Below are 23,818 nucleotides of genomic sequence, written 5' to 3'. Positions count from 1 at the left end.
GGGCGAGACGCGACGCGACGATCGGCGGAAGGGGAGGGGAGGGCTTCGTGGGCGAGATCGGATTCACGACCATGACCGACGAGCGATACGCCGAAGGCGTGCTCGACCTGATGTGGGGCCTGCACGACGAGGACGGGTCGGCGGGCGTCGACGCCGGTCGGTTCCCGGCGACGATCCGGCACGTGCTCGATCATCCCGAGCGGGGGCGGGTCGTCCTCTTCCTGGACGGCGAGGCGCTCGTCGGCTATGCGCTCCTGATCCCGTACTGGAGCAACGAGTTCGGCGGGCCGCTCGTCTTCGTCGACGAGTTGTACGTCGCGCCCGCGGCCCGGGGCGTCGGGCTGGGGCGACGTTTCCTGGAGCGGCTGGCCGTCGAGCGGCCGTTCGACGCGGTCGCCGCGCTGCTGGAGGTCGGCCGGTCGAACGCGCGGGCCCGGCGGCTCTACGAGTCGCTCGGGTTCCGCGAGCGTTCCTACGCCACGATGGCGCTGCGGTTCGAGCCGCCGGGGGACGGCTAGTGGTCGCCGCAGGCGTGGGCGGTCCCCCAGGCCTGGGACGGCACGAGCAGCTCGGAGACGCGGGCGAGGGTCGGCAGCGACCAGAAGGAGGCCGCCAGGAACGCCGCCGCGACGACGATCAGGGGTGCGAGCCCGCCGAATCTTCGCGTCGACCGGCCCCCCCGCGACGCGGCTTCCCCGAGGAGCGACGGGGCGTCGCGGAGCAGGAGGGCCAGGTCGACGGCGTCCTTGACGCGCCGCGATGCGTCCGCGCCGCCCGCCGGTGACGCGGCGGACGACGCGAGATCGCGACCGGAATGCACCAGGGCCGAGGCGGCGTCGGAGCGGCGGGGGCGGCCCAGCCAGGCGAGCAGCGTCGAGAGCAGAATGCCGGCGCGGCCGAGCCGGCCGCGGAGGCTCTCGCGGGCCTGCGAGAGCCGCCACTTGACCGTGCCGGTCGGGCATTGCAGCAGGGAGGCGGCCTGCTCGCTGCTCAGGCCGTCCCAGTAGCAAAGCTCGATGGGACGGCGGTATTTCTCGGGCAGCCGCTCGATCTCGGCGCGGAGCGCGCGCAGGTCGTCGCCGAGGGCCGGGCCGCGGCGGTCGGCGACCTCGTGGAGGTCGATCGAGGTCCCTTCCAGCCGTCGCCGGCGGGTCGCCTTCATCTTCGCCCGTCCGGCCACCCGCCGGGCGACCCCGGAGAGCCAGCCGCCGACGTTCCCCGGCCGCCGGATCGCGTCGCCGCGGGTCGCGAGCAGGAGGAACGTCGCCTGATAGGCGTCCTCGGCGTCCTGGCCGTCCCCCAGCCATCGCCGGCAGATGCGCAGGACCCTCGGGCCGTGACGCCCGACGAGCCGCTCGAAGGCGGCCTCGTCCCGGTCGGTCAGGAAGCGATCCAGCAGCTCCCGGTCCGTCGTCGCGACCGAGCCCTCGTCCGGCCGGCCCGACAGCCACGGGAATTCCGCCTGATCTCCGACGAGCGAAGCTGACATGGGCGCGTCTCCTGAACGTCGGGGCCCCGGTTCCGGCCCGGGGCGGAGTGCCTGCATTTGGACGATCTCGGCGGCGGGATATGAGACAAGGACCAGGATAGGATCGCCGCCGAGATCGGGATAGTGTCGTGGTCCGAAATCAACGCCCCGGTCGCCGTCCCCCGACGCGCCGGAGGCCGACGGCCCCGCCGCCGGCGACGCCGAGGGCCGCCAGGGCCAGCGACGCGGGCTCGGGGACCGCCGTCGCGACGAACTGGGAGCTCTCGCCCTGCAGCGGGCCGCCCTGGTAGACGAACGAGGTGCGGACCAGGTCGGCCGGGTAGAAGGACGAGTTCCCGAAGACCTGCGTCGGCGCGTCGGCGCTCGTGAAGCCGAAGGTCAACGAGGACCCCGGCGCGAGCGCCTTCGTCGGGTCGGGCGAGGCCGCGGAGCCCGCGACCCAACGGACGCCGAAGCCGTCGGTCGACGAGTTCGGGACGTGGGTGATCGTGAACGACCAGCCCGCGGGCGACGTGACCGACGTCGGGGCCGTCGTCAGGAAGTTCCGGAAGGGCACCCAGCCGAACCAGAAGGTCCCGACGTCCACCGTGCTGGAGGCCGAATTCGTCAACGTGATCGAATAATCGTAGAGAGGTCCGTCCTGCTGGGCCGAGATCACCGCGCTCGCGATGAGGGCGGCCCTGGCCTCGGCACCCGACAGGCTGAGGGCCAAAACGGCCCCGAAAATGGCGATCGACTTCAAGGCATCCTCCGGATTCCTGCAGCTTCCCGGAGGACCGGCGAAGGTCCCCAGAGGTCCCCGGCCGACCCGCCGCGCGCGAGGCGCGGCGAGGCGGCCGGTGTTGAAGTGCCGGTCGGCGGGGCTGCGGTTGGGTTTTTCTTCAAGAATTTATCGAATCGACCCTCGCGCCCGATCCCGGAGCCTTCGCACGCCGGCGGCGGAGCGCGACGGCCCCTCCCAGCGTTCCGAAGGCCGCCAGGGCCAGAGACGAGGGCTCGGGGACCGCCGCGACGGTGAACTGGAGGCTCTCGCCTCGGAATGGGGCGCCCTCGTAAACGAACGAGGTGAGGACCGACGGATGATTGAAAAAGGTCGAGTTCCCGAAGACCTCGGACGGCGCGTCGGCGCTCGTGAAGCCGAAGGTCAGCGAGGAACCGGGCGTGATCGCCTTCGTCGGGTCGGGCGAGGCCCCGGAGCCGGCGACCCACTGGATCGCGTAGCCGTTGGTCGGCGCGTCGGGGAAGTGGGTGATCGCGGACGACCAGCCGGCGGGCGACGTGATTGAGGAGGGCGACGTCTTCAGGTAGTCCTGGCCCGGGATCCAGGCGAACCAGAACGTGCCCACGTTCACCGTGCTGGCCGCCGAGTTCGTCAGGACGATCGTATAATCGTAATTCGACCCGTCTTGCTGGGCCGAGATGGTCGCGCCGACCACAAGGGCCGCCTTCGCGGCGCCCCCGCCGAATCCGACGCAGAGCGCGGCCGCCCAGATCGCGATGCTCTTCATGACGCCTCCCGGTACGCCCTCCGATGCGGAGGGCCTTGAGCCATGCACTCGGATAACGGAACCGCCCCCGATGGGGGAGGTGGGTCGGACGTCATTAGGAGTGCAGCCCGCCCCGGGGATGGTTGGCTCTTTTTCAGGAAGTGGCGCTCATTCCGCCTCGCCCGTGCGGGGACGCGCCCGCGGCCGTCGTCGCGGCGGGGATGAGCGACGGCGTCCTCATGGGAGCGCGACGGTGGTCAATCGCCGAGTTCGCAGCGGCGCTTCAGCCCGTCCGCTTCGAGCGCCATGCGGCGCTCGCTCAGCCCGCCGATGAGCCATCCGACCAGCCCGCCGAGGAGGCCCTCTTAGCGGAGCGTGAGCGTCGGCCGGCACCCGGTCGGCGTCGGCTCCAGCACGTGGTCCGCGAAGGCGGCCGCGCCGGGGTGGCTTCCCGTCCAGGCGAACCGTCGGCCCGGCTCCCACGCCGCCGACACGGCGAAGACGGTCGTCTTCAGCCTGGGCTGCTCGACGCGGGTCATCGAGGCGGTTATTCGGGCCAGTGTCGGACGTCGGCCAGGACGTCCCAGGCGCGCGCGCGCGGGGCGGCGATCTCGACGGCCTGGATGAATTCGCGCACGGGCGAGGCTCCGCGGGCGGCGGGTCAGCCGCCCTGATCCCAGGCGACCCATTCGGAGAAGGGCCGGTCGTCCAGGGGTTCGGAGCCGAACCGCAGGACGTGGCCGTCCGGATCCTCGACGTGGAACTCGCGGGCCCAGGGGTAGTTCGTCGGCCCCAGCCGGATCGTCGCCCCCGCCGCGGAATACTCGCCGAAGAGGGGCTCGACGTCCTCGACGCCGAACCAGACCCAGGTCCCCGGGCGGCCCTGCGAGCCCTCGCAGAGCATCAGCCCGGCGCGGTCGCGCGAGACGCCGGCCATGGGGCCCGCCCGCCAGTCGAGCCGGAACCCGAGGACGCCTTCGTAGAAGGCCAGGCTCGCCGGCAGGCTCGCCACGCGGAGGATGGGCGTGACGCCTTCGAACCGGGCCGGGGTCGGCCGCAGGGCCTCGCTCTCGGGCATGGGGCTCGGGCTCCGTCCGGGGTGGCGAAGTCGGGGGGTCAGCCCGCCAGGACTTCCTCGGGGATGTTGTCGTTGGCGTAGACGTTCTGGACGTCGTCGTTCTCGTCGAGCAGGTCGCGGAGCTTGAGCATCCGCTTGCCGTTGTCGACGTCGAGGTCGACGTAGTTGGACGGGATGTAGCTCGTCTCGGCGCTCTCGGCGGCGATCTTGGCGTCTTCGAGGGCCTTGCGGACGGCCTCGACCTGCTTGGGGTCGCAGGTGACCTCGAAGTAGCCCTCGACCAGCTCGACGTCGTCGGCGCCGGCTTCGAGGGCGACCTCCATCAAGGCGTCCTCGGTCGTGTGCTTGGGGTCGACGACGAAGAGCCCCTTGTAGGCGAAGAGGTAGCTGACGCAGCCGGTCGCCCCGAGGTTGCCGCCGGCCGCCTCGAACGCGCGGCGCAGGTCGCCGGCGGTGCGGTTGCGGTTGTCGGTCAGGACCTCGCAGAGCACCGCCACGCCCGACGGGCCGTAGCCCTCGTACATGACCTCTTCGAAGTTCTCGCCGCCCAGCTCGCCGGCGGCCTTCTTGATCGACCGCTCGATGTTCTCCTTGGGGCAGGAGACGGATCGGGCCTTGTCGATCGCGTAGCGGAGGCGGAGGTTCATGGCGGGGTCGCCGCCGCCGTTCCGCGCGGCCACGTAGATGGCCCGGCAGAGCTTGCTGAAGAGCTTCCCGCGCTTGGCGTCGACCATGCCCTTGCGGTGGGCGATGTTCGCGGAGTGGGAATGTCCTGCCATCTCGGGTCTCGGCTCCTGGTCGGATCGGGTGGATCGGGCGGGTCGGCGGCCGCGCCGGGCCGGGTTCCATTCGGGTCGGGTTGCGAGTCGGTTGCGGTCGTCGCCTCGACGACGACGGGCCGACGCTGCGATCGCGCCGGCCCGATCGGAATCGCCGGGAGGTCGCGTCGCCCGGACGCGCCTCGCGCGGCGTCAGGGGTTCAGGCCGGTGGAGGCCTTGGGGGCCTTCTCCAGGGCGTCCAGCGAGGTCAGCTTCTTGCGGATCTCGTCCAGACGCTTGTCGTGGGGCTCGCTGCGGGCGGCGGCCTGCTCGGCCTCGCGCCACCAGGTCCGGGCCTTCTCGACCTCCTGGAGCTGCAGGAAGACGTCGCCGAGGTGGTCGGGCAGGGTGGCGTCGGGCGAGGCGAGCCCGCGCTTCTCGGCCTCCCGGTGCAGCTCGACGGCCTTCTGCAGCGGCTCGACGGCCTCCTTGAGCTTGCCCTGCTTGAAGAGGGCCCAGCCCAGGCTGTCGAGGTAGGCGTAATTGTCCGGGTCCTCCTTGAGGGCCTTGCGGATCATGGCCTCGGCCTTGTCGAGGTTCTTGCCCTGGTCGGCGTAGAGGTATCCCAGGTCGTTGTTGACGCCCGGGTCCTCGGGGAAGCGTTCGAGGGCGGCCTCGAGCTCGGCCTCGCCCTTGGCGTAGTCGCCCTGGTTGACGTAGACGATCGACAGGTTCGAATGGATCAGCTTGGCGAGTTCCAGGTTGCCGGCGTTGCGCGTGAGCATCTCGCGGAAGTGCTTCACGGCCTCGTCGTGGCGGCCGTATTTGGTGAGCAGGCCGCCGAGCAGGAACTCGTAGGTCGGGTTGCCGGGCTCATCCTTGATGAGCTTCTCGTAGATCGGCACGGCCTCGTCGACCCGGCCCAGCTCGGCCAGCAGGTCGGCCGCCTGCCTCCGCTCCTCGGCCTCGTTAGGGCCGAGCTTGATCGCCTCGCGGACGTTCTCGAGCGCCTTGTCGTCGCGTCCGGCCTTGTGATAGAAGCTCGCCAGGAAGGCCAGGAAGCGCGGCTTGCGCTCGCCGGGATATTCGGCCAGCATCTTCTCGAGCATCGCGGCGGCCTCGGCGTAGTGCGTCAGGCGCTGCTCGGTGTCGATGACTTCGAGATAGAGGGTGGGGTTGGGGGACTTGTCGAGCAGGAGCCGCTGGAGCTTCAACAGCCGCTCCAGCCGGGCGGGCTTGGGGTCGCGGCGGTCGGGCAGGGCGATCAGGCCCAGGATCCGGAAGGCGGCCGCCTGCGGCAGGCCCGGGGGGTCGGCGGCGAGTTGCTTGAAGCCCTCGTCGAGCATCTCCTCGGCCAGCGCGTCGTCGGACGCGATCGCCTGGAGCTGGCCGCCGACGGCCTCGGCCCCCTGGGGCCGGGCGACGGCCTCGCAGAGCACCTTCAACAGGTCGCCGGCCTTCTTGCGCTTCACCAGCGAGGCGGCCAGGGCCCGGTAGGTCTGGGGCGTCGGCTGGCTCGCCAGCAGGGTCTTGTAAAGCGCCTCGGCCTTCTCGACCTGGCCGGTCTCGCGGTAGCGGTCGGCCAGGACGTACTGCAGCGGCACGTTCTTGGAATCGCGCTGGGCGGCCTCCTCGAGCCGGGGCGTGATCTGGTCTTCCCGGTTCAGCGCCTTGAGGACGCGGGCGAGCAGCTCGTAGGCCTCGATCCCCTGGGGCTGCCGCTTGACGAAGCGGTCGACGAGCGCCAGGGCCCTGTCCCCCTGGTTCGACTTCAGGTAGGTCTCGGCCAGGAGCAGGGGGATCTGGGGGTTGGTCTCGTCGTAGACCAGGCCCCGCTCGAACGCCTTGACGGCCAGGTCGTCGCGCTTGGCGGCGAGGAAGACGAGCCCGAAGCCGAGGTACGCGACCGCCGGCTCGTTGCCGAGGATCCGCGCGATCTCGGCGGGCTTGAGCTTGTTCGACTCCTTGTCGTCGAGCTCGGCGACGACCTTGGCGTAGGCGTCGGCCGCCTTCTCGGGGTCGTTCAGGCCGGTCGAGTAGAGCCGGCCCAGTTCGAACCAGGCGACGATCCGCCCCGGCGCGTGGGGCTCCAGCTTGGGGTTGGCGAGGACTTCCTGGAGCAGCGACTCGCACTCCTTCAGCTCGTTGCGCTGGAGGTGGAACTGGAAGAGCCGCTCCAGGGTCTCGGTGTCGCTGGGGTCGGCGGCCAGGGCGCGCTTGCCGAACTCGACGGCGAGGTCGGGCCGGGCCAGGGGGCCGACGTAGAGCCGGCTCAGCCGGCGGGCGATCGCGACCGAATCGGGGTCGAGCTTGAACGCCTGCTGGAGCACGTCGACCGCGTCGGCGTACGCCCGGCGGTCTTCCAGGGCCCGCGCGGCGCTGTAGAGCCGGACGGCCTCCACCCGCTTGCGGTCCTCGACCGACTGGGCGTTGAGCGGGACGAACGGCCTGGGCGGCTCGGTCCCGGGGCGGTCGAACAGCTCTCCGAGGTCGGGCTTGGGCTGCGCGGGGGCCGGCGGGGCCTCGGCCTTGGGGGCCGGCGCCGGCTCGACCGGGGCCTGGGCCCGCGCCCGGCCCGCCGTCGCGCCCGCGACGAGCGCCCCGCCCGACAGCACGATCGCCGTCCAGCCCGCCCGGAACGCCGCAGAGCTTCGGTTCGGCCCGACCATGTCCACCCCCCGTCCTCGATGCGTCCTCGTCGGGATGACGGTCCCTCGTCCTCATCCCATCCCGGCGCGATCTCCGCCGAGAGTATCGTCCCAATCCTATCAGCGGACGCACGAGCCTGCCAAGACGTCCTCGCGCCCGCGCCGCCCCGGGGCGGCGCGGGCGTCCGGCGGGTTCGTCAGGGGGTCTTGACCTCGACCAGGGTCATGGTGGTGTTCTTCCTGGCGCCCGGGACCCGGGTCACCGACTTGACCAGCAGGCCGGGGACGTCGTCGGCGTACCAGGCGCGGACGACCGACGGCCCCGCCTCGGTCTGGCCCTTGGTGTCGAACCATTCGGCGTGATACGTCCGGCCCGCGGCCTCGACGTCCTCCTTCCCCTCGTCGTCGGCCTTCTGGGGCCGGCCGAGGCGGGCCTTGTCGACGCCGGCCGGCAGGGCGAAAGTCCGCCGGTGGGTGTACTCCTGGGGCTCGGACTTGGTCACGCCGGCCGACGATTCGGTCTCGATCACCTCCTCGACGACCGCCTTCCCGGCGGCCAACGTCTTGAGGACCCGGCGCTTGGTGACGACGAGCCGTTCGCCGCCCCCGCCCTCACGCTCGGTCACCTCTCGGACGACCACCGTCGTCCCCGGCCGACAGCGCGCCCAGCTCGTGTAGATCGGGTTCTCGACCTCCTCGGCCGAGCCCCGCGACGCTCCGGCGATGATGGCAAGGACGGCGAGCATGATGAGTCTATGCATGGCGTCTCTCCGCACAAAATGAATCGCTGCAAGGCCCGACGTCCGGGCCGTCGAACGTCCTTAAACTATTCATCAGCTAAGCCTTCCGCCATCGCAATCGACCGCCTCGGGCCGATGTTCTCGGGAACTTCCCGGCTTAACCGTGCGACTTTCCCGGACCTCGCGCAAGACCTTCCCGATTCGTGGCTAGGATCGGTCGCGAGGGCTTCGACGTCCTCACTCGATCCATCCTTTCTCTCAGCGCGAGGTGACCAGACCGTGTCGCAGATTCGTCCGATTCGTCCGACCCGCCACGCCTTCACGCTCATCGAGCTGCTGGTGGTGATCGCGATCATCGCCGTGCTCATCGCCCTGCTGCTCCCCGCCGTGCAATCCGCCCGCGAGGCCGCCCGCCGCACCCAGTGCACCAACAACCTGAAGCAGCTGGGCCTCGGCTGCTTCAACTTCGAGAGCGCCAACGGCTACTTCCCCCAGGGCCCGCACGACGGCCACCCCCAGGCCGTGACCAGCTCGGGGGCCCCGGATCCCAACGGCTTCAATTACGACGAGGTCTCGCCGGCCTACGGCGGCACGACCTGCTGCAACGCCTGGCATCCCGACGGCTGGAACCAGTTCTTCAAGATCCTCCCCTACGCCGAGCAGCAGGCGGTCTACAACCTCGCCAACTTCTCGGTCCTCCCCTACAACGGCGGTCAGAACGTCAACGGCGACCTCGACGTCTCGCGGGTGGCGATCCCCTACCATTCCTGCCCGACCCGACGGGCGCCCCAGCGTTACGGGACCGACCCGCTGACCGCCATCTCCAAGAACGACTACGCGGGCTGCGCCGGGTTCTTCACCGGGCAGTTCATCGACTGCGACTTCGGCGTCGCTGACCCCGGCCGGTTCATCCCGCCGGCGCCCAACGGCGCGACGCCCAACAGCGACGAGCGGTCGACGATCAACCAGGCCAACACGGGCGGCCGCAAGGGCGCGATCGCCTGGTCCGGCCGGGGCGTGAAGCGGAAGCTCGCCGACATCTCCGACGGCACGAGCAACTCGATCCTGATCGGCGAGAAGGGCCTGCCCCCGGACCGCCACGCCGGCGAGGGGGGCGACAACGAGCGCTGGAACAACGCCGGCTGGGATGAAGACGTGATCCGCTGGCACTTCGTGCCCCAGCCCGACCGGCAGGCCCCCAACGGCACCGGCGCGTGCGCGACCCCGCCGACCCCCGGCGGCGCCAGCATCTGGCGGCGGACCTTCGGCAGCTCCCACCCCGGCGGCGCCAACATGCTGCTGTGCGACGGCTCGGTTCGGTTCTTCAAGTTCACCGTCGACCCGGGGACGTTCCGCAAGTTGGCCGTGGTGGACGACGGCGAGCCGATCAGCTCCGACGCCTACTGAGCCGACGTCACGAACCGCGAGGAGGACCCCGATGCGCTCCCGGATCCATGCCACCCTCTTCCTGCTGGCCGCCGTCGTCCCGGCGGCCTGCGACGACGCGGGAACCCACCCCCCGGTCGCCGCCGACGAGCTCCCGCCGCTGGCGGCCGAAGACGTGAAGAAGATCCAGGCCGAGGACGCCCGGATCGAGGCCGAGGAGCGGGGCACGCCCGTGCTCCCCGGCAAGAAGAAGAAGGCCCCCGGCGCGACCAAGCCCGCGCCGACCCAAGACTGAGGCGGCCGCGCCGCGGCTCGCCGACCCCCGTCTCGCTCCCCGCTCGGCGCGGGGCGGGCTCGTTATTCGCCCGGCTTCCCCTTGCCGCCCTTCTTGGGGGGGGCGGGGGGCGGCTCTTTGGGCGCGGGCTTCTTGGCCTTGGGGGGGGCGGGGGCGGGCTCGGGCTCCGGCGCGGGCGCGGCCTTCGCCTTCCCCTTGTCCGGGGCCTTCGTCGACCGGGCGGGGGCCTCGGGGACCTCCTTGGAAGGCTTGCCGGGCTTGCCCTGGTGGGCCCAGCGGGGGACCTTGGAGTCGGTCTCGATGGCTGGGTCGTGGGCCATGTCTTCGAGGAGGTCGAGGAACTCGGCGCCGCGGTTCTTGGGGATGGCGCGCTCGATCAGGCCGCGGAGCGAGGCGACGTCGGGCTCGTGGAGGCCGAGCTTCTCGAGCGCCTTGCGGGAGGCCTCGTCGATGGGGATGGCGTGGCCGCCCAGGGCCTGCTGGATGACGGTCGCGGTGACGTAGTCGGAGGTGAACGCCTCGAACCCGTGGAGGCTCTTGAGGGCCTCTTTGAGGGGCTTCTTCACGAGCTGCTCGAGCGCGGTGAAGCTGTACGTCCGCTCGAAGAGCTGGCGGAGGAAGCGGCGGATCCGCTGGGCGCGGGCGGCCGGCTCGGGGACGTCGGCGAGGGTCTCCTCGACCTCCTCCAGGGGGCTGACGCGGACCTCGTTCCAGTCGAAGAACTGGTCCTTGAACCGCGAGAGGGCCTGGTTGGCCTGCTCGCGGGTCGTGTCCTCGTGGCAGATCCCGTAGACCACGGCGTCGATCACCGGCAGCCGGGCGGCGGCGGGGCCGGGCTTAGGCTTGTAGCGGCGCTTCAGGTAGGCCTGGAGATCGGCGAGATATTGGGTTTTGCTTTGAGTCGCCATGAACCTGTCGGGGGTTGAATTCGCTTCGTCCGGGCCCGGTTCCGGGTCCGGGCCGCCTGGGGGCGGGCCGGGGCCGCTCAGGCGTCCTCGGGGTCGTCGTTCGGGGATTCGGGCCCGCCGGGGGCCGCCTCGGGCTCGTCGTCGGCTGGGTCCTCGTCGTCGTCGGGCTCGGCGCCCGCCTTCTTGTCGGCCGCGACGGCCTCGTCGATCAGGCGGCCGATCTCGACGGACTTCTTGACGCTGTCGTCGAACTTGAACGTCAGGATCGGGGTGTAGCGGATCTGGAGCCGGGCGGCGACCCGCGACTGGATGAAGCCGCAGGCGCTGCGGAGACCCTTCATGGCGGTGGCCTGCTCGCCGTCCGAGCCCATCACCGTGACGAAGACGGTCGCCGTGCGGAGGTCCTGCCCGACCTCGACGCGGAGGACGGTGACGCCCTGGATCCGCGGGTCGGCGACTTCGAACAGGACGGCCGAGGCGACCACCTCGCGAATGGCTTCGGCGATGCGGAGGCTGCGGTGGAAGGGCATCGGGGGGCTTTCCTCGGTCGGTCGATCGGTCGTGCGGGGCCCGGGACGAGCGGGCGGGGCGGGGCCGCGGCCCCCGCGACGACGACCCGGTCCGGGCCGGCTTGGCGCCGGCGCGGCCCGGGTCGCGGTGGGGGCGTGCGGGGCCCGAGGGGCGGTTACAGGGTGCGGCGGATCACGTCGACCCGGTAGGCCTCGATGACGTCGTCGGACTTCACGTCGTCGAAGTTGGTGATCTTGATGCCGCACTCGAAGTTCTGGGGGACTTCTTTGACGTCGTCCTTGAACCTCTTGAGGGCCTCGATGGCGCCCTTGTAGATCTCGCGACCCTCGCGGATCAGGCGGACCTTGGCCGAGCGTTCGATGACGCCCTGGGTGACGAAGCAGCCGGCGACGGCGCCGACCTTCGAGATCCGGAAGACCTGGCGGACGACGGCCCGGCCCAGGTGGACTTCCTTGATCTCGGGGACCAGCATGCCCTCGACGGCCTTCTTCACGTCGTCGGTGACCTGGTAGATGATGTCGTAGCGGCGGATCTCGATGTCTTTCTCGTCGGCCATCGTGATCGCCCGGTCCTCGGGAGCGACGCGGTAGCCGATGATGATCGCCTGCGAGGCGTCGGCCAGGATGACGTCGCTCTCGGAGATGCCGCCGACCCCCTTGAGGAGGATGCGGATCGGCACCTCGGCGTTCTCGAGCTTCTCCAGCTCCTTGATGATGGCCTCGATCGAGCCCTGGACGTCGGCCTTGACGATCAGGTTGAGCGCCTTGACCTTGCGCTCGGCCATCCGGTTGTAGAGGTTCTCGAGCGTGACGGTCTGGCGCTCGGCCTGGGCGGCGTCGCGGGTGCGGAGGCGGCGGGCCTCGGCGACCTCGCGGGCGCGGCCGACGTCGTCGACGACGGCGAAGTTCTCGCCGGCGTCGGGGACCACGTCGAGGCCGGAGATCTCGCACGGGAACGACGGGCCCGCCTTGTCGATCGAGCGGCCCTGGTCGTCGAAGAGGGCGCGGACGCGGCCGTAGCCGTCGCCGCAGACGACGACGTCGCCGACCCGGAGGGTGCCCTCGCGGACCAGCACGGTCGCCACGACGCCGCGGCCCTCGGAGATCGAGGCCTCGAGGCAGGTGCCGGTCGCCGGGCGGTCGGGGTCGGCCTTCAGCTCGTGCAGCTCGGCGATGGTCTCGAGCGTCGCGAGCAGGTCGGAGACGCCCAGGCCGGTGGTGGCCGAGGTCTTCACGACCTCGACGTCGCCGCCCCACTCGACGGGGTTGAGCCCCTGCTGGGCCAGCTCGCCGAAGATCTTGCTGACGTTGGCCGCCGTGTCGACGTTGGGGATGTCGATCTTGTTGAGCGCCACGACGATCGGGACCTCGGCCGCCTTGGCGTGCGCGATGGCCTCGACGGTCTGGGGCATCACGCCGTCGTCGGCGGCGACGACCAGGACCACGATGTCGGTCACGTTGGCGCCGCGGGCCCGCATGGCGGTGAACGCCTCGTGGCCCGGGGTGTCGACGAACGTGATCGGGTGGCCGTTGTACTCGACCTGGTAGGCGCCGATGTGCTGGGTGATGCCGCCGCTCTCGCTCTCGACGACCTTGGACTTGCGGATCCGGTCGAGCAGCGAGGTCTTGCCGTGGTCGACGTGGCCCAGGATCGTGATGACCGGCGGCCGGGGCTGCAGGGCGTCGGCTTCCGCCGCGGGGGCGAAGGCCTGCATGAAGTCGTCCTCGGCGGTGCGCTCGTGCACCACGTCGAGGGTCATGCCGAATTCCATCGCCAGCATGACGGCCAGCTCGTCGTCGATGTTGGCGTTGATGGTCGCCATCGAGCCCATGGCCATCAACTTGCGCAGCAGGTCGTTGGCCTTGATGCCCAGCGCCTCGGAGAGCGTGCGGACGCTGATCGGGGCGTCGACCTCGGCGTGCGACTTCCGCGCCAGGGCGGCGGCGGCGTGGCGGCCGCCGCCCTTGTGGTGGGGCCGGCGCCCCGAGCGGCCGCGGCGCGCCTCGTCGTCCTCGTTGAGGAGCGAGGCGGCGGGCATCGGCGAGCTCACGCGACGCTCGGTGGCGCGCTCGTTGCGGCGGGCGCGACGGCCGGCGCGGTCGGCGGAGGAGCCGACGCCCTTGCCCTTCTTGCGGTCGTCCTCCTCCTCGGAGGTCGTCGGGGCCGGGGCCGGGGCGTGGCCAGGCGGGCCGGGGCCGGGCCGCGGGCGACAGGGGCCGCGGCTGGGGCCGCTGGCGGGGCCTGAGGGCGGCGGGCCGGGGGGCGGCCGGGGCCGGGCGGCCGACCAGGCCGCCGCCGCCGGGGCGGGGGCGGGGCGCCAGGACGCGCGGGCCCGCCGGGACAGGCCGGGGGCGGCGGGCGTGGCGTTGGGGCCGATCTGGCCCGACCGCATCAGGGCCAGCATGTCGTCGCGGGTCATCCGCTTCTCGGGCCGCTGGCTCTTGACCTCGGCCGAGCCCGGCTGGGGGCGCGGCGGGCCGCCCGCCTGGGGCCAGGGCCCCTGGGACGACGAGGGGGCCACGGGGGAGCGGGCGGCGCGGGCCGGCGGCGTCGCGGCGCGGGCCTTCGCCCGCGTCGTCGGGGCGCCGGGCTTCATCGCCGGGGCGTCGGCCGGAGCCCGCGGGGGCCTGGTGCGACCCGGTCCGCTGGACCGGGGGGCGGATTCCCGCCGAAGTCATGTATTCGCTCCGCTTCAGGGGTTGGAACGACGACGAGCCGCCTCCCGACGTCGGGGGGGAGGCCGAGACCTGGCCTTGCTGCGAAGGGGGCCTCGGGTCGCCGGGGCGGACGACGCCGCCGGTGCGGTGAGGCGTGTGGCCGGAGAGCGGGCCGCTCGCCCGGGCCAGCGGGGGGGCCGCCGCGGCCGGGGGCCGGCGTCGGGTTGAGGCCGAGGCGGGGCGGCGGCGGTCGGCGGGGCCAGGGCCGTCGTGGATGCGGCGGGACGCGGCGGTCGCGGTCGCGGCGGGCGGCGGGCTGGCTCGGCGGCGGCGGCCGGGGGCGCGGGCAGGGTCGCGGCGGGGGCCGGGCTTCCGTCGTCGGCAGGGGCCGCGGGCCGGGGGGCCGCCGCGGCGGCCGGCGGGGCCAGGGGGGCCTTGGGGCGGGGGAGGTCGAGGCCGCCGGGGCTTCGACGGGCTTCGCAGCCGGCCGTCGCGCGGTCTCTTCGGCGGCCGCCGGCTTCGGGGCCGCGGCCCCGCCGTTCGACTCGCGCGCCATCAGCTCCCGGACCTGCTCCACGGTTGGGGGATCGACCACGGCCAGGGCGTTCGCCTTCACGTCCAGATTCCACTTCTGGATCCGATCCAGCAGATCCTGGCTCTTCAATCCCAGCTCTTTCGCCAACTCGTGAACACGCGTGGACAAAGGCAACTCCTCCCGGAACCGGCTCCGGCTGGCCGCGACGGCCGCGACCCGTAACGAATGTCTCTGAGATATCGATTATAGCGAGGCGACCGGCCGCGCGGCGAGCCCGTTCGGCGGGCGGCGGCGACCTCTCGGGGATTCCAAACGCCGAGGGGGCGGGCCCGCCCGCGCCGAGGGGCGCGACGCCGCGGGGGGCGTCGGCCGTCGGGGCCGAGGGCGGGGGCCGGCCCGGGGCGCGACTCGCGTCGTGTCGGGTCGGGTTCGTTTCGGGTGCGGCGGTCGGGTGCGGCGATCCTCGATTCCTGTGGGCGGAGTTCGCGCCGGCGACGGCCGGCGTCCGGGTCCCCGGGGCGGGGCCTCCGGATCAGGGCTCCTCGTCGTCGGCGGTCTCGGCGACCTCCGGGTCGCGGCCGGGATCGGCGTCGAGGCTGGGGGGCTCCTCCCCGTTTTCGACCACGTCGGTGACGAGCCGCATGGTCTCGTTCTGGTCGGCGTCGCTGGGGCGGGACGTCACCTCGCGGCCGCCGTTGGACCGCCGGCCGGTCTCCTCGGCCAGGGCCACGTCGCGGCCTTCGCCCCCCTCGGCCTCGCCATCGTCCTCGTCCTCACCCGGCTCGTCCCCCTCGGGCTCGGCGTCCGGGTCGTCCTCGTCGCCGGCCGGCTCGGATTCGTCCGCGTCCCGAGAATCGGCGGGCAAGGCCGACTCGAGTCCGCTCTCCGACCCCGACTGCGACCCGTCCTCGTCCCCTTCGATCGGGGCTTCGTCCCCTTCGATGAACCCCTCGCCTCCGCCCTCGACGGCGGCCTCGGCGGGGGGCGTGCCCTGGTCCTCGACCAGGGCGGCGGCGTTGCGGCCCGACTTGCGGCGGGGGAGGTCTTCGGTCTCCTCCGCCAGCTCCTCGGCGCGGCCGACGACGTAGGCCGCCAGCTCCTCGTCGAGGCCGTCGATCGTGGCGACCAGGTCGGCGATCTCCATCACCGACAGGTCGTCGTAGCTCAAGATCCCCTGCTCGACGAGCCGCTCGGCCAGCTCGACGTCGACCCCCTCGATCTTCGAGAACGACCCGACGGCCTTCTCGATCACCTCGTCGAGCTCCTCGGCGGTCATGATCTCGACGTCCCAGCCGACGAGCTTCGAGGCCAGGCGGACGTTCTGGCCCCGGCGGCCGATCGCCAGCGAGAGCTGGTCGTCGCGCACCAGGACGATCGCCCGGCCCAGCAGGTGGCAGAGCATGACCTCGTCGATCTCGGCCGGCTGCAGGGCGTTGGGGATCAGCACCTGGAGCGACTCGTTCCAGCGGACGATGTCGATCCGCTCGCCCCCCAGCTCGTCGACGATGTTCTTGATCCGCGTCCCCCGCACGCCGACGCAGGCGCCGACCGCGTCGATCTTGGCGTCGATCGAGGTCACCGCCACCTTCGACCGGTAGCCGGCCTCGCGGGCCAGGGCCCGGATCGCGATGGTCTGGTCGGCGATCTCGGGGATCTCCAGCTCGAAGAGCCGGCGGACGAAGTCGGGGTGGGTCCGGCTGAGGATGATCTTGACCCGCTGGCCGACCTTGCGGACGTCGAGGATGACCGCCCGGATCCGCTCGTTGGGGTGGTAGCTCTCGCCGGGGATCTGCTCGCCCCGGGGCAGGATCGCGTCGGTCTTGCCCAGGTTGACGATGACCGCGCCGCCCTCGAACCGCTGGACGGTCCCCGTCATCAGGTCGCCGCGCTGGTCCTCGAACTCGTCGAAGAGGCTGTCGCGCTCGGCCTCGCGGATCTTCTGGATGATCACCTGCTTGGCCGTCTGGGCCGAGATCCGGCCCAGCTCGGCGGGGTCCATCTTGACCCCGTCCTTGGTCGCCTCGATCACGCCGCTGTCGCGGTCGATGTGGACCTCGATGTCGGCGGCCTCGGGGTAGTGCTTCCGCGCCGCGGTGGCGAGCGCCGACTGGATCCCGTCGAACAAGATCTCCTTGGAGATGTTCTTGTCGCGATGGATGCTATCGACGATCCGGACCAGGTCGACGCTCATACCTTCCCCTCCGAGGCGTGCATTCAAGAGAGTTCACTCGACGGCGAGGCGGCGGTTTCGACCGTCGGCCGCGTCGGGCGGGCGGATCCCGGCAGGGAAGGCCGCCCCCAACGAAGCCGAGCCTCACCCGGTGTCGGGCGGGGCTCGGGTTGATGCCGCGATACCATCGAGTGGGCAGCGCCTCCTGGGCCGCTCCCCTCGCCCCGCCGGCCGCACGACCGGGGCGCAGGCGCAGGAACGAACCCCACCCCGCATGGGCCGAGCCGAATCCACCGGTCTTCCGAAGGCCCCGGCCCTGCTGCATCCTATCCGGATGTTGACAGTTCTGTCAAGCGTTCCGCACAATGGGGACCGCCGGCCGACCCGCCGCACCACGGACCGCCCTGGAACCGCGATGACCCCGACCCGCCTCGATCACGACGCCCTGAGCGACGCGCTGCAGGCCGCCGGGCTGCGGCCGACGGCCCAGCGGCTGGCGGTCTACGATCAGCTCGCGGCCATGGACCAGCACCCCACGGCCGAGCAGGTCTTCCGGGCCGTCCGCCCCCGCCTGCCGCGGATCAGCCTGGCCACCGTCTACAAGGCGCTCGAGGCCCTGGTCGCCGTCGGCGCGGTCGACCGCCTGGGGGCCGAGTCGGCCGCCGGCCCAGCCCGCTACGACGCCCGCGGCGACCGCCACTACCACTTCCGCTGCCTCCGCACCGGCGCGATCCACGACCTGCCGGTGCAGTACGATCCCAAACTGATCGAACGCCTCGACCCGGCCCTCGCCGACGACCTGCGCAGCCGGGGCTTCCAGGTCACCGGCTATCGCCTGGAACTGCTGGGCTACCAGGACGACGGCCGCGACGCATGAGCATGAGCACGAACCCCGACCCCGACGCCGTGAAGACCAAGAAGGCCGGCCCGCCCCCGCCCCTGGAGCCGCTGGTCGACACCCACGCCCACCTCGACGACCCCCGCATGCGGCCCCACCTGGGCGAGATCCTGGCCCGAGCCCGGCGGGCCGGCGTGGTCCAGGTCGTCGCGATCGGCACCACGGCGGCCGACTCGGCCGACGTCGCGGCCATCGCCGGCGAGCAGCCCGGCGTCTTCGCCGCGGTCGGCTTCCAGCCCAACAACGTCGTCGACGCCGTCGCCGGCGACTGGGGACGGATCGTCGAGCTGGCCGCCCGCCCCCGGGTCGTCGCGCTCGGCGAGACGGGCCTCGACCGCCACTGGGACCGCTCGCCGTTCGGCCTCCAGCAGGAATGGTTCCAGCGCCACCTCGACCTGGCGCGGGAGCGCGACCTCCCCGTCGTGATCCATTGCCGCGAGTGCGAGGCCGACGTCGTCGCCCAGCTCGCCGGGATGGGCGGCCCGGTCCGCGGGGTCTTGCACTCGTTCACCGGCGGCCGCGAGCAGGCCGAGGCGTTCCTGGGGCTGGGCCTGCACATCTCGTTCGCGGGCATGCTCACGTTCGCGAACAAGAATCTCGACGCCCTCCGCGAGGCCGCCGCCGCCGTCCCCCTCGACCGCCTCCTGGTGGAGACCGACAGCCCTTACCTGACCCCCCACCCCCTGCGGGGCCGGGGCAACGAGCCGGCCTTCGTCACCTGGACCGCCCGCAAGCTCGCCGAGATCCACGGCGTCTCCGACCTCGAACTCGCCCGCATCGTCACCGCCAACGCCCGCGCCCTCTTCCGGCTCCCCGACGCCGACCTCATCCTCGCGCCGGCCCGGGGCGAGCCCGGCCGTCCCGCTTCGGCCTGAAATTTGCTTCCTGGCGAGACGAAGTTACTATTCTTCGTCTCGACGGATCGGCCGACTTCGCGTGTAATGCGCGAGGCGCGATCCATCGAGCGGACGACTCGTCGAAATATCGCCGCGCCTGCGGGCCGGGAGCGTGATCGGGATGGACCTGAACCACATCATCGCCGTCTTGCTGGTCGCGACGCCGATCCTCACCTTGCTGCTCGTCGGCGTGTTCATCGCCACCCGCAGCGGCGTCGAACGGGTCTCTTCGCCCCGGGACCTCGTGCAGATCGCGGGCAACTTCTCGGCCGTCCTCCTGCGGGTGGCCGGCTACGTCGTCGGCCTGCTGCTGGTCCAGCACTTCATCGGCCTGCGGTCGACGTTCGGCTGGTGAGACGGACGTCGAGGGCCGCGAGGCCCCGACCGATTTCAGACGCCCCGCGCCCCGGGATCCCACAGGATCTTGTGGAGCTGCACCTGCAGGCGGATCGGCAGCCCGGCGTCCAGGATCCAGGCCGCCAACTCGGTCGGCTCGACCCGGCCGAACACCGCGCTCATGAGGACCGGGCATCGCCGCGCCAGGTCGTGACGGCGGACGACCTCGACCGACCAATCAAAGTCCTCGCGATCGCCGAGGACGAACTTGACCTCGTCGGTCGGCCGGAGGCGGTCGAGGTTGGCCCAGACGTTGGCGTCGGCCTCGCCCGAGGCCGGCGTCTTGACGTCCAGGATGATCCGGACCCGAGGGTCGACCCGGTCGGTGGCGACGCCGCCGCTGGTCTCCAACAAGACCGTCCAGCCCTTGTCGGCCAGCCGCTCCATGAGAGGATAAGCCTCGACCTGGAGCAGCGGCTCGCCTCCCGTCAGCTCGACGAGCCCGCCGCCGAGCTTCTCGACGGCCTCGACCACCGCGTCCAGGCCCATCGCGGCCCCGTGGCGGAAGGCGTGCGCGGTGTCGCAATACACGCAGCGCAGGTGGCAGGCGGTCAGGCGGACGAAGACGCAGGGCAGGCCGGCGAACGTGCTCTCGCCCTGGATGCTGCGGTAGATCTCGTGGACCAGCAGCGTCCCCGCGGCCTTCCCCTCCAGCGGCTTGAGTCGACGCGCGATCGCCGCCGCATCGCCGCCGAGGCCGGCGGGGGCGGTCGACGCGGCTCGGTCGTCGGTCGAGGCGAGGTCGTGCATCGGCGTGGTCGGGATCTTTCCGGGGTCGGGGAAATCGGCTGCGTCTTTCCATCCTAGCCCCGCGGGGTCGGGCCCGCCCAGAGCAAGATCGAGGACCAAGACCGAAGAAATACAAAGACGCCCGGTAGGACCGAAAAAATTCCGTTTACCTCAAAAGTCGCCTGGCGGCATCCACCATTCGTTCATAGATTATCTCCTCCGCACACGCCTGGCTCTCGACTCGGGGGGATGGATGGCGGGAGGTCGGCGTCCGGGATGGACGATCGATCAGGATCACGACGGCCGGGAAGCGCCGTCGGCATGATGCAACATGAGGAGCGAGGACCATGGACGAATTGAAGCGTGCCGGGTGCATCCGGCGGGCGGCGCTGGCGATGGCCCTGATGCTCGTCGCCGGCCTGGGCGTCGAATCGCGGGCGGGGTCGTACACGGGGCTCGTCGTCTTCGGCGACAGCCTGTCGGACGTGGGGAACACGTTTGCGGCGGCGACGTTCCCCGGCGCCCCTTACGTCGGCGGCCGCTATTCGGACGGGCCGATCTGGGTCGATTACCTGGCGGCGAGGCTCGGGATCGCCGCGCCCACGCCGAGCTTCCTGGGCGGGACCGACTACGCCTGGGGGTTCGCCCAGTCGGGCGCCGACTTCAGCTATCCGATGGGCCCCATGGGCCCGGGCGTACCGAACCTGCTCACGCAGGTCGGCGGGTTCCTCATGGGCGGCGGGACGTTGAACGACGGCCAGCTCGTCTCGGTCTGGGCGGGCGCCAACGACTTCCTGAACAACGGCGTGACCGACTTCGTCCAGGTGGCCGACAACATCATCACGGCGATCACGACGCTGGCCGCCGCGGGGGGCACGCACTTCCTGGTGGGCAACCTGCCGTTGCTGGGCATGCTCCCGCTGACCCCGGCCATCTCGGACGCGCAGCGGGCGGGGCTGAACATGCTGACCATGGCCTTCAACGCCACGCTCGGGGCGAAGATCGCGGGCCTCCAGGCGGCGATGCCGGGGCTCGACATCCACTACTTCGACGTGAACGCGAAGTTCCAGCAGATCATCGCCGATCCCGCCGCCTTCGGGCTGACCAACGTGACCGACGGGGCCATCTTCAAGACCAACCCGGCCGACGGCACGGGCTATCTCTTTTGGGATGAGGTCCACCCGACGACGGCGGTCCACGCGCTGATCGCCGACGTCGCCTTCGCGGCGGTGGTGCCGGAGCCCTCGTCGCTGGTCCTGGCGGCGATCGCGGGCGGGTCGGTCCTCGTCGCCGCCCGCGCGACGCGCTCGCGCCGCGCGGCCTGAATCCGACTCTCGAAGCCGTCCCCCGACGACGCGCGGGCCCGCGCGTCGTCGGGCGCCCCCTGGCGGACCGAGCCGGCGCGAGGTACTCTCTGGTAGGCGTCTCGCCGATCGAGGGCGCGTCGGTGGGTCCGCCGGGAGGTCGTCGCCATGAGGGTCTCGAAGGTCTTCTGCCTGGTCGTCGCCGCGGCCTTCTTCGCGACGTGGCAGGCCGAGGCGCGCGCCCAGTCCGCGCCCGGGACGCATTTCAACCGCACGCGCAGCGGCGACGCGGGGGCCTCGACGCCCACGCGGGCCCCGGCGAGGCGGGCCTCGGCGTTCGAGGGGACCGCGGCGAGGACCACGCGACTCGGGGCCGACCCGCTCGCCCCCTACAGCTCGCGGCCTCGCGAGGGCTCCGGGAGCCCCGCGTCGGCGGCCCCGCCGGCCCCGCCGCCGATCACGCCGCCGGTGGTCCGCAATTACTACCCGACCGCGCGGTCGGGGCAGGTTCGGCACCACTGCACGCCGTCGCGGGCGGGCGTGTATGGATCCAGTCGTTGAATCAAGGAACGCCGCCGGGGCCGCCTCGTCTCGAGCACCCCGGCGCGTCCCGCAAGGTGACATGAACCGAACCAGCGAAGTCCGGAAGATCGCGTTCGTCGGCGACTACTTGCCCCGCAAGTGCGGGATCGCCACCTACACCCACGACCTCTGCACGTCGACGGCCACCCAGTTCCCGTCGGCCGACTGCTTCGTCGTCCCCGTCAACGACCTGCCCGAAGGGTACGACTACCCCCCGGAGGTCCGCTTCGAGATCGAGGAGCAGGAGCTCGACTCCTACCTCCGCGCCGCCGACTTCCTGAACTTCAGCAACGCCGACGTCGTCTGCCTGCAGCACGAGTACGGCATCTTCGGCGGCCCGGCCGGCAGCCATATCCTCCGGCTCCTGCGCAACCTGCGGATGCCGATCGTCACCACCCTGCACACCGTCCTCAAGGAGCCCAACGAGGACCAGCGGCGGGTGATGGACGAGATCCTCGAGCTCTCCGCGCGGGTGATCGTGATGTCGGAGCGGGCGCGGACCTTCCTGCGCGAGGTCTGGAACGCCCCCGAGGCCAAGATCGACCTGATCGCCCACGGCATCCCCGACATGCCGTTCGTCGACTCGGCGTTCTACAAGGACCAGTTCTCCGTCGAGGGGAAGCACGTCGCCCTGACGTTCGGCCTGCTGGCGCCGAACAAGGGGATCGAGTACATGCTCGAGGCGATGCCGGCGATCCTCGAGGAGTTCCCCAACTTCGTCTACATCGTCCTGGGGGCGACCCACCCGAACCTCGTCCGCGAGCAGGGCGAGCGCTACCGGATCAGCCTGGAGCGGCTGGCCCGCAAGCTGGGGATCCGCGAGAACGTCAGCTTCTACAACCGCTTCGTCGACCTGCCCGAGCTGATCGAATTCATCGGCGTGGCCGACATCTACGTGACGCCCTACCTGAACCCGGCGCAGATCACCTCGGGCACGCTGGCCTACGCCTTCGGCTGCGGCAAGGCCGTCGTCTCGACCCCCTACTGGCACGCCGAGGAGCTGCTGGCCGACGGCCGCGGCGTGCTCGTGCCGTTCGCCGACTCGGGGGCGCTCGCGACCGCGATCCGCGACCTGCTGCGCGACGAGTCGCGGCGGCACGCCATGCGGAAGCGCGGCTACCTGATGGGCCGCGAGATGATCTGGAGCCGCGTCGCCCACCAGTTCGTCGAGTCGTTCCAGCACGCCCGGCGGAGCCGGCTCGACGTGCTGCCGATCAAGCCCCTGGCCGTGCGGACGCTGGCCGAGCAGCCGCTCGACCTGCCGGGCTGGCGGCTCGACCACCTGGTCCGCATGAGCGACTCGGCCGGGATGTTCCAGCACGCCACGTTCACCATCCCCAACTTCGCCGAGGGCTACTGCACCGACGACAACGCCCGGGCGCTCCTGCTGACCGTGATGCTGGAGCAGCTGGGCCAGGGCTCGCTGCAGACGGCCCGGCTGGCGTCGACCTACGCGGCCTTCCTGAACTACGCGTTCGACCCCGCGCGGGGGCAGTTCCGCAACTTCATGAGCTTCGACCGCCGCTGGCTGGAGGACGTCGGCTCCGACGACAGCCAGGGCCGGGCGATCTGGGTGCTGGGCGCCTGCGTCCGCCGCTCGCAGCGCCACGACCTGCAGTTCTGGGCCTCGCACCTGTTCGACCAGGCGCTCCCGGGCCTGCTGGAAACCTCGTCGCCCCGCGCCTGGGCGTTCGGCCTGCTGGGCGTCTGCCACTACCTGCAGAGGCTCGCCGGGGCGAGGCCGGCCAGCCAGGCCCGCGACCTCCTGGCCCAGAAGCTCCTGCAGCTCTACGAGGCCGTCGCCACCGACGAGTGGCGCTGGTTCGAGGACCGCCTGACCTACGACAACGCCCGGCTCTCGCAGGGCCTGATCGCCGCCGCCCGCAACGGCGGCCCCCCCGAGGCGCTCCAGGCCGGGCTCGACTCGCTCTCGTGGCTGGTCGAGCATCACAAGGCCCCCTCGGGCTGCTTCCGGCCCATCGGCTGCAACGGCTTCTACGTCCGCAACGGGATCCGCGCCCAGTTCGACCAGCAGCCGGTGGAGGCCCAGGCCATGGTCTCGGCCTGCCTGGAGGCCTACCGCGCCACCGAGGACCCCTCGTGGCTCGCCGAGGCCCGCCGCGCGCTGGAATGGTTCCTGGGGGGCAACGACCTCGGCCTGGAGATCTACGACGCCAAGTCCGGCGGCTGCCGCGACGGCCTCCAGGAGGACCGGATCAACCAGAACCAGGGCGCCGAATCGACCCTGGCCTTCCTCCTCTCCCTCGCCGAGATGAAGCTCATCGAGAGCGTCCTGTCGCACCAGCGCCAGGTCCAGTCGACCTGACCCG

The 23,818-nt window shown here is 71.7% G+C and carries 23 protein-coding genes; 9 read left to right on the top strand and 14 right to left on the bottom strand.

The window, feature by feature from the left end; genetic code table 11:
• Nucleotides 1–47 precede the first annotated feature (47 nt).
• Nucleotides 48–518: a GNAT family N-acetyltransferase gene (locus tag PZE19_RS15135; RefSeq protein WP_277861470.1), complete on the top strand. Its 471-nt coding sequence runs from the start codon at nt 48–50 to the stop codon at nt 516–518.
• Here PZE19_RS15135 and PZE19_RS15130 read toward each other — a convergent pair.
• The 8 genes from PZE19_RS15130 to PZE19_RS15095 form a co-directional block, all read right to left on the bottom strand.
• Entirely contained in the window at nt 515–1,489 is a 975-nt protein-coding gene (locus PZE19_RS15130) for an RNA polymerase sigma factor (protein ID WP_277861469.1), read from the bottom strand. The two genes, PZE19_RS15135 and PZE19_RS15130, sit on opposite strands and share 4 nt — an antisense overlap.
• A gap of 139 nt (nt 1,490–1,628) precedes the next feature.
• On the bottom strand, nt 1,629–2,231 hold the full coding sequence (locus PZE19_RS15125; protein ID WP_277861468.1) for a PEP-CTERM sorting domain-containing protein: 603 nt from the start codon (nt 2,229–2,231) through the stop codon (nt 1,629–1,631).
• A 139-nt stretch (nt 2,232–2,370) separates the two neighbouring features.
• Nucleotides 2,371–2,997 carry a PEP-CTERM sorting domain-containing protein gene (locus tag PZE19_RS15120; RefSeq protein WP_277861467.1) on the bottom strand — a complete coding sequence of 209 codons (627 nt, stop codon included), beginning with the start codon at nt 2,995–2,997 and terminating at the stop codon, nt 2,371–2,373.
• Between the two features lie 344 nt (nt 2,998–3,341).
• Nucleotides 3,342–3,515: a hypothetical protein gene (locus PZE19_RS15115; protein ID WP_277861466.1), complete on the bottom strand. Its 174-nt coding sequence runs from the start codon at nt 3,513–3,515 to the stop codon at nt 3,342–3,344.
• 122 nt (nt 3,516–3,637) lie between these two features.
• On the bottom strand, nt 3,638–4,054 hold the full coding sequence (locus PZE19_RS15110) for a bleomycin resistance protein (RefSeq protein WP_277861465.1): 417 nt from the start codon (nt 4,052–4,054) through the stop codon (nt 3,638–3,640).
• Between the two features lie 38 nt (nt 4,055–4,092).
• Nucleotides 4,093–4,833 carry a YebC/PmpR family DNA-binding transcriptional regulator gene (locus PZE19_RS15105; RefSeq protein WP_277861464.1) on the bottom strand — a complete coding sequence of 247 codons (741 nt, stop codon included), beginning with the start codon at nt 4,831–4,833 and terminating at the stop codon, nt 4,093–4,095.
• Between the two features lie 192 nt (nt 4,834–5,025).
• On the bottom strand, nt 5,026–7,482 hold the full coding sequence (locus PZE19_RS15100; protein ID WP_277861463.1) for a tetratricopeptide repeat protein: 2,457 nt from the start codon (nt 7,480–7,482) through the stop codon (nt 5,026–5,028).
• 176 nt (nt 7,483–7,658) lie between these two features.
• Complete coding sequence (locus tag PZE19_RS15095) at nt 7,659–8,222, bottom strand: hypothetical protein (RefSeq protein WP_277861462.1); 564 nt, start codon at nt 8,220–8,222, stop codon at nt 7,659–7,661.
• 258 nt (nt 8,223–8,480) lie between these two features.
• On the opposite strand from PZE19_RS15095, the gene PZE19_RS15090 reads away from it, so the two are divergent.
• Nucleotides 8,481–9,608 carry a DUF1559 family PulG-like putative transporter gene (locus PZE19_RS15090; protein WP_277861461.1) on the top strand — a complete coding sequence of 376 codons (1,128 nt, stop codon included), beginning with the start codon at nt 8,481–8,483 and terminating at the stop codon, nt 9,606–9,608.
• Nucleotides 9,609–9,639: 31 nt separating this feature from the next.
• A complete protein-coding gene (locus tag PZE19_RS15085) occupies nt 9,640–9,882 on the top strand; it encodes a hypothetical protein (RefSeq protein WP_277861460.1) in 243 nt (80 codons plus the stop codon).
• 62 nt (nt 9,883–9,944) lie between these two features.
• Here the strand turns inward: PZE19_RS15085 and PZE19_RS15080 are convergent, their stop codons facing one another.
• The 5 genes from PZE19_RS15080 to nusA form a co-directional block, all read right to left on the bottom strand.
• Nucleotides 9,945–10,790, bottom strand: a complete 846-nt coding sequence (locus tag PZE19_RS15080) for an endonuclease (protein WP_277861459.1) — start codon at nt 10,788–10,790, stop codon at nt 9,945–9,947.
• Nucleotides 10,791–10,867: 77 nt separating this feature from the next.
• The gene (gene rbfA, locus PZE19_RS15075) at nt 10,868–11,320 is read right to left on the bottom strand and encodes a 30S ribosome-binding factor RbfA (protein ID WP_277861458.1); all 453 of its coding nucleotides are present in this window, start codon (nt 11,318–11,320) and stop codon (nt 10,868–10,870) included.
• Between the two features lie 155 nt (nt 11,321–11,475).
• Nucleotides 11,476–13,917, bottom strand: coding sequence for a translation initiation factor IF-2 (gene infB, locus PZE19_RS15070; RefSeq protein ID WP_277861457.1), 2,442 nt, complete (start codon nt 13,915–13,917; stop codon nt 11,476–11,478).
• Complete coding sequence (locus PZE19_RS32990; RefSeq protein ID WP_368411300.1) at nt 13,914–14,681, bottom strand: translation initiation factor IF-2 N-terminal domain-containing protein; 768 nt, start codon at nt 14,679–14,681, stop codon at nt 13,914–13,916. The genes infB and PZE19_RS32990 overlap by 4 nt, the downstream gene beginning before the upstream one ends.
• Nucleotides 14,682–15,045: 364 nt before the next feature.
• Nucleotides 15,046–16,704 carry a transcription termination factor NusA gene (nusA, locus tag PZE19_RS15065; protein WP_277861456.1) on the bottom strand — a complete coding sequence of 553 codons (1,659 nt, stop codon included), beginning with the start codon at nt 16,702–16,704 and terminating at the stop codon, nt 15,046–15,048.
• A 394-nt stretch (nt 16,705–17,098) separates the two neighbouring features.
• On the opposite strand from nusA, the gene PZE19_RS15060 reads away from it, so the two are divergent.
• The 3 genes from PZE19_RS15060 (at nt 17,099) to PZE19_RS15050 (ending at nt 18,832) form a co-directional block, all read left to right on the top strand.
• On the top strand, nt 17,099–17,560 hold the full coding sequence (locus PZE19_RS15060; RefSeq protein WP_277861455.1) for a Fur family transcriptional regulator: 462 nt from the start codon (nt 17,099–17,101) through the stop codon (nt 17,558–17,560).
• Complete coding sequence (locus tag PZE19_RS15055; RefSeq protein ID WP_277861454.1) at nt 17,557–18,456, top strand: TatD family hydrolase; 900 nt, start codon at nt 17,557–17,559, stop codon at nt 18,454–18,456. Before PZE19_RS15060 ends, PZE19_RS15055 begins: the two co-directional genes overlap by 4 nt.
• A 142-nt stretch (nt 18,457–18,598) precedes the next feature.
• Nucleotides 18,599–18,832 carry a hypothetical protein gene (locus PZE19_RS15050; protein ID WP_277861453.1) on the top strand — a complete coding sequence of 78 codons (234 nt, stop codon included), beginning with the start codon at nt 18,599–18,601 and terminating at the stop codon, nt 18,830–18,832.
• A gap of 35 nt (nt 18,833–18,867) precedes the next feature.
• On the opposite strand, the gene PZE19_RS15045 is transcribed toward PZE19_RS15050, so the two are convergent.
• Nucleotides 18,868–19,623: a radical SAM protein gene (locus PZE19_RS15045; protein ID WP_277861452.1), complete on the bottom strand. Its 756-nt coding sequence runs from the start codon at nt 19,621–19,623 to the stop codon at nt 18,868–18,870.
• A 326-nt stretch (nt 19,624–19,949) separates the two neighbouring features.
• On the opposite strand from PZE19_RS15045, the gene PZE19_RS15040 reads away from it, so the two are divergent.
• From PZE19_RS15040 to PZE19_RS15030, 3 genes are all read left to right on the top strand, one after another.
• The gene (locus tag PZE19_RS15040) at nt 19,950–20,927 is read left to right on the top strand and encodes an SGNH/GDSL hydrolase family protein (RefSeq protein WP_277861451.1); all 978 of its coding nucleotides are present in this window, start codon (nt 19,950–19,952) and stop codon (nt 20,925–20,927) included.
• Between the two features lie 147 nt (nt 20,928–21,074).
• Nucleotides 21,075–21,467: a hypothetical protein gene (locus tag PZE19_RS15035; protein WP_277861450.1), complete on the top strand. Its 393-nt coding sequence runs from the start codon at nt 21,075–21,077 to the stop codon at nt 21,465–21,467.
• A gap of 61 nt (nt 21,468–21,528) precedes the next feature.
• Nucleotides 21,529–23,814 carry a glycosyltransferase family 4 protein gene (locus PZE19_RS15030; RefSeq protein ID WP_277861449.1) on the top strand — a complete coding sequence of 762 codons (2,286 nt, stop codon included), beginning with the start codon at nt 21,529–21,531 and terminating at the stop codon, nt 23,812–23,814.
• Nucleotides 23,815–23,818: the final 4 nt, after the last annotated feature.

It is taken from the genome of Paludisphaera mucosa, from assembly GCF_029589435.1.
In the GTDB taxonomy this organism is placed as follows: domain Bacteria; phylum Planctomycetota; class Planctomycetia; order Isosphaerales; family Isosphaeraceae; genus Paludisphaera; species Paludisphaera mucosa.
This window is presented reverse-complemented; position numbering and strand designations above follow the sequence as displayed.

What these genes read in the sequence shown, in the direction of transcription:
- PZE19_RS15030 (WP_277861449.1), top strand. Translation starts at nt 21,529, where the DNA reads ATGAACCGAACCAGCGAAGTCCGGAAGATCGCGTTCGTCGGCGACTAC.
- PZE19_RS15110 (WP_277861465.1), bottom strand. Translation starts at nt 4,054, where the DNA reads ATGCCCGAGAGCGAGGCCCTGCGGCCGACCCCGGCCCGGTTCGAAGGC.
- PZE19_RS15115 (WP_277861466.1), bottom strand. Translation starts at nt 3,515, where the DNA reads ATGACCCGCGTCGAGCAGCCCAGGCTGAAGACGACCGTCTTCGCCGTG.
- rbfA (WP_277861458.1), bottom strand. Translation starts at nt 11,320, where the DNA reads ATGCCCTTCCACCGCAGCCTCCGCATCGCCGAAGCCATTCGCGAGGTG.
- PZE19_RS15100 (WP_277861463.1), bottom strand. Translation starts at nt 7,482, where the DNA reads ATGGTCGGGCCGAACCGAAGCTCTGCGGCGTTCCGGGCGGGCTGGACG.
- infB (WP_277861457.1), bottom strand. Translation starts at nt 13,917, where the DNA reads ATGAAGCCCGGCGCCCCGACGACGCGGGCGAAGGCCCGCGCCGCGACG.
- PZE19_RS15045 (WP_277861452.1), bottom strand. Translation starts at nt 19,623, where the DNA reads ATGCACGACCTCGCCTCGACCGACGACCGAGCCGCGTCGACCGCCCCC.
- PZE19_RS15105 (WP_277861464.1), bottom strand. Translation starts at nt 4,833, where the DNA reads ATGGCAGGACATTCCCACTCCGCGAACATCGCCCACCGCAAGGGCATG.
- PZE19_RS15120 (WP_277861467.1), bottom strand. Translation starts at nt 2,997, where the DNA reads ATGAAGAGCATCGCGATCTGGGCGGCCGCGCTCTGCGTCGGATTCGGC.
- PZE19_RS15095 (WP_277861462.1), bottom strand. Translation starts at nt 8,222, where the DNA reads ATGCATAGACTCATCATGCTCGCCGTCCTTGCCATCATCGCCGGAGCG.
- nusA (WP_277861456.1), bottom strand. Translation starts at nt 16,704, where the DNA reads ATGAGCGTCGACCTGGTCCGGATCGTCGATAGCATCCATCGCGACAAG.
- PZE19_RS15055 (WP_277861454.1), top strand. Translation starts at nt 17,557, where the DNA reads ATGAGCATGAGCACGAACCCCGACCCCGACGCCGTGAAGACCAAGAAG.
- PZE19_RS15060 (WP_277861455.1), top strand. Translation starts at nt 17,099, where the DNA reads ATGACCCCGACCCGCCTCGATCACGACGCCCTGAGCGACGCGCTGCAG.
- PZE19_RS15035 (WP_277861450.1), top strand. Translation starts at nt 21,075, where the DNA reads ATGAGGGTCTCGAAGGTCTTCTGCCTGGTCGTCGCCGCGGCCTTCTTC.
- PZE19_RS15130 (WP_277861469.1), bottom strand. Translation starts at nt 1,489, where the DNA reads ATGTCAGCTTCGCTCGTCGGAGATCAGGCGGAATTCCCGTGGCTGTCG.
- PZE19_RS15050 (WP_277861453.1), top strand. Translation starts at nt 18,599, where the DNA reads ATGGACCTGAACCACATCATCGCCGTCTTGCTGGTCGCGACGCCGATC.
- PZE19_RS15040 (WP_277861451.1), top strand. Translation starts at nt 19,950, where the DNA reads ATGGACGAATTGAAGCGTGCCGGGTGCATCCGGCGGGCGGCGCTGGCG.
- PZE19_RS15085 (WP_277861460.1), top strand. Translation starts at nt 9,640, where the DNA reads ATGCGCTCCCGGATCCATGCCACCCTCTTCCTGCTGGCCGCCGTCGTC.
- PZE19_RS15080 (WP_277861459.1), bottom strand. Translation starts at nt 10,790, where the DNA reads ATGGCGACTCAAAGCAAAACCCAATATCTCGCCGATCTCCAGGCCTAC.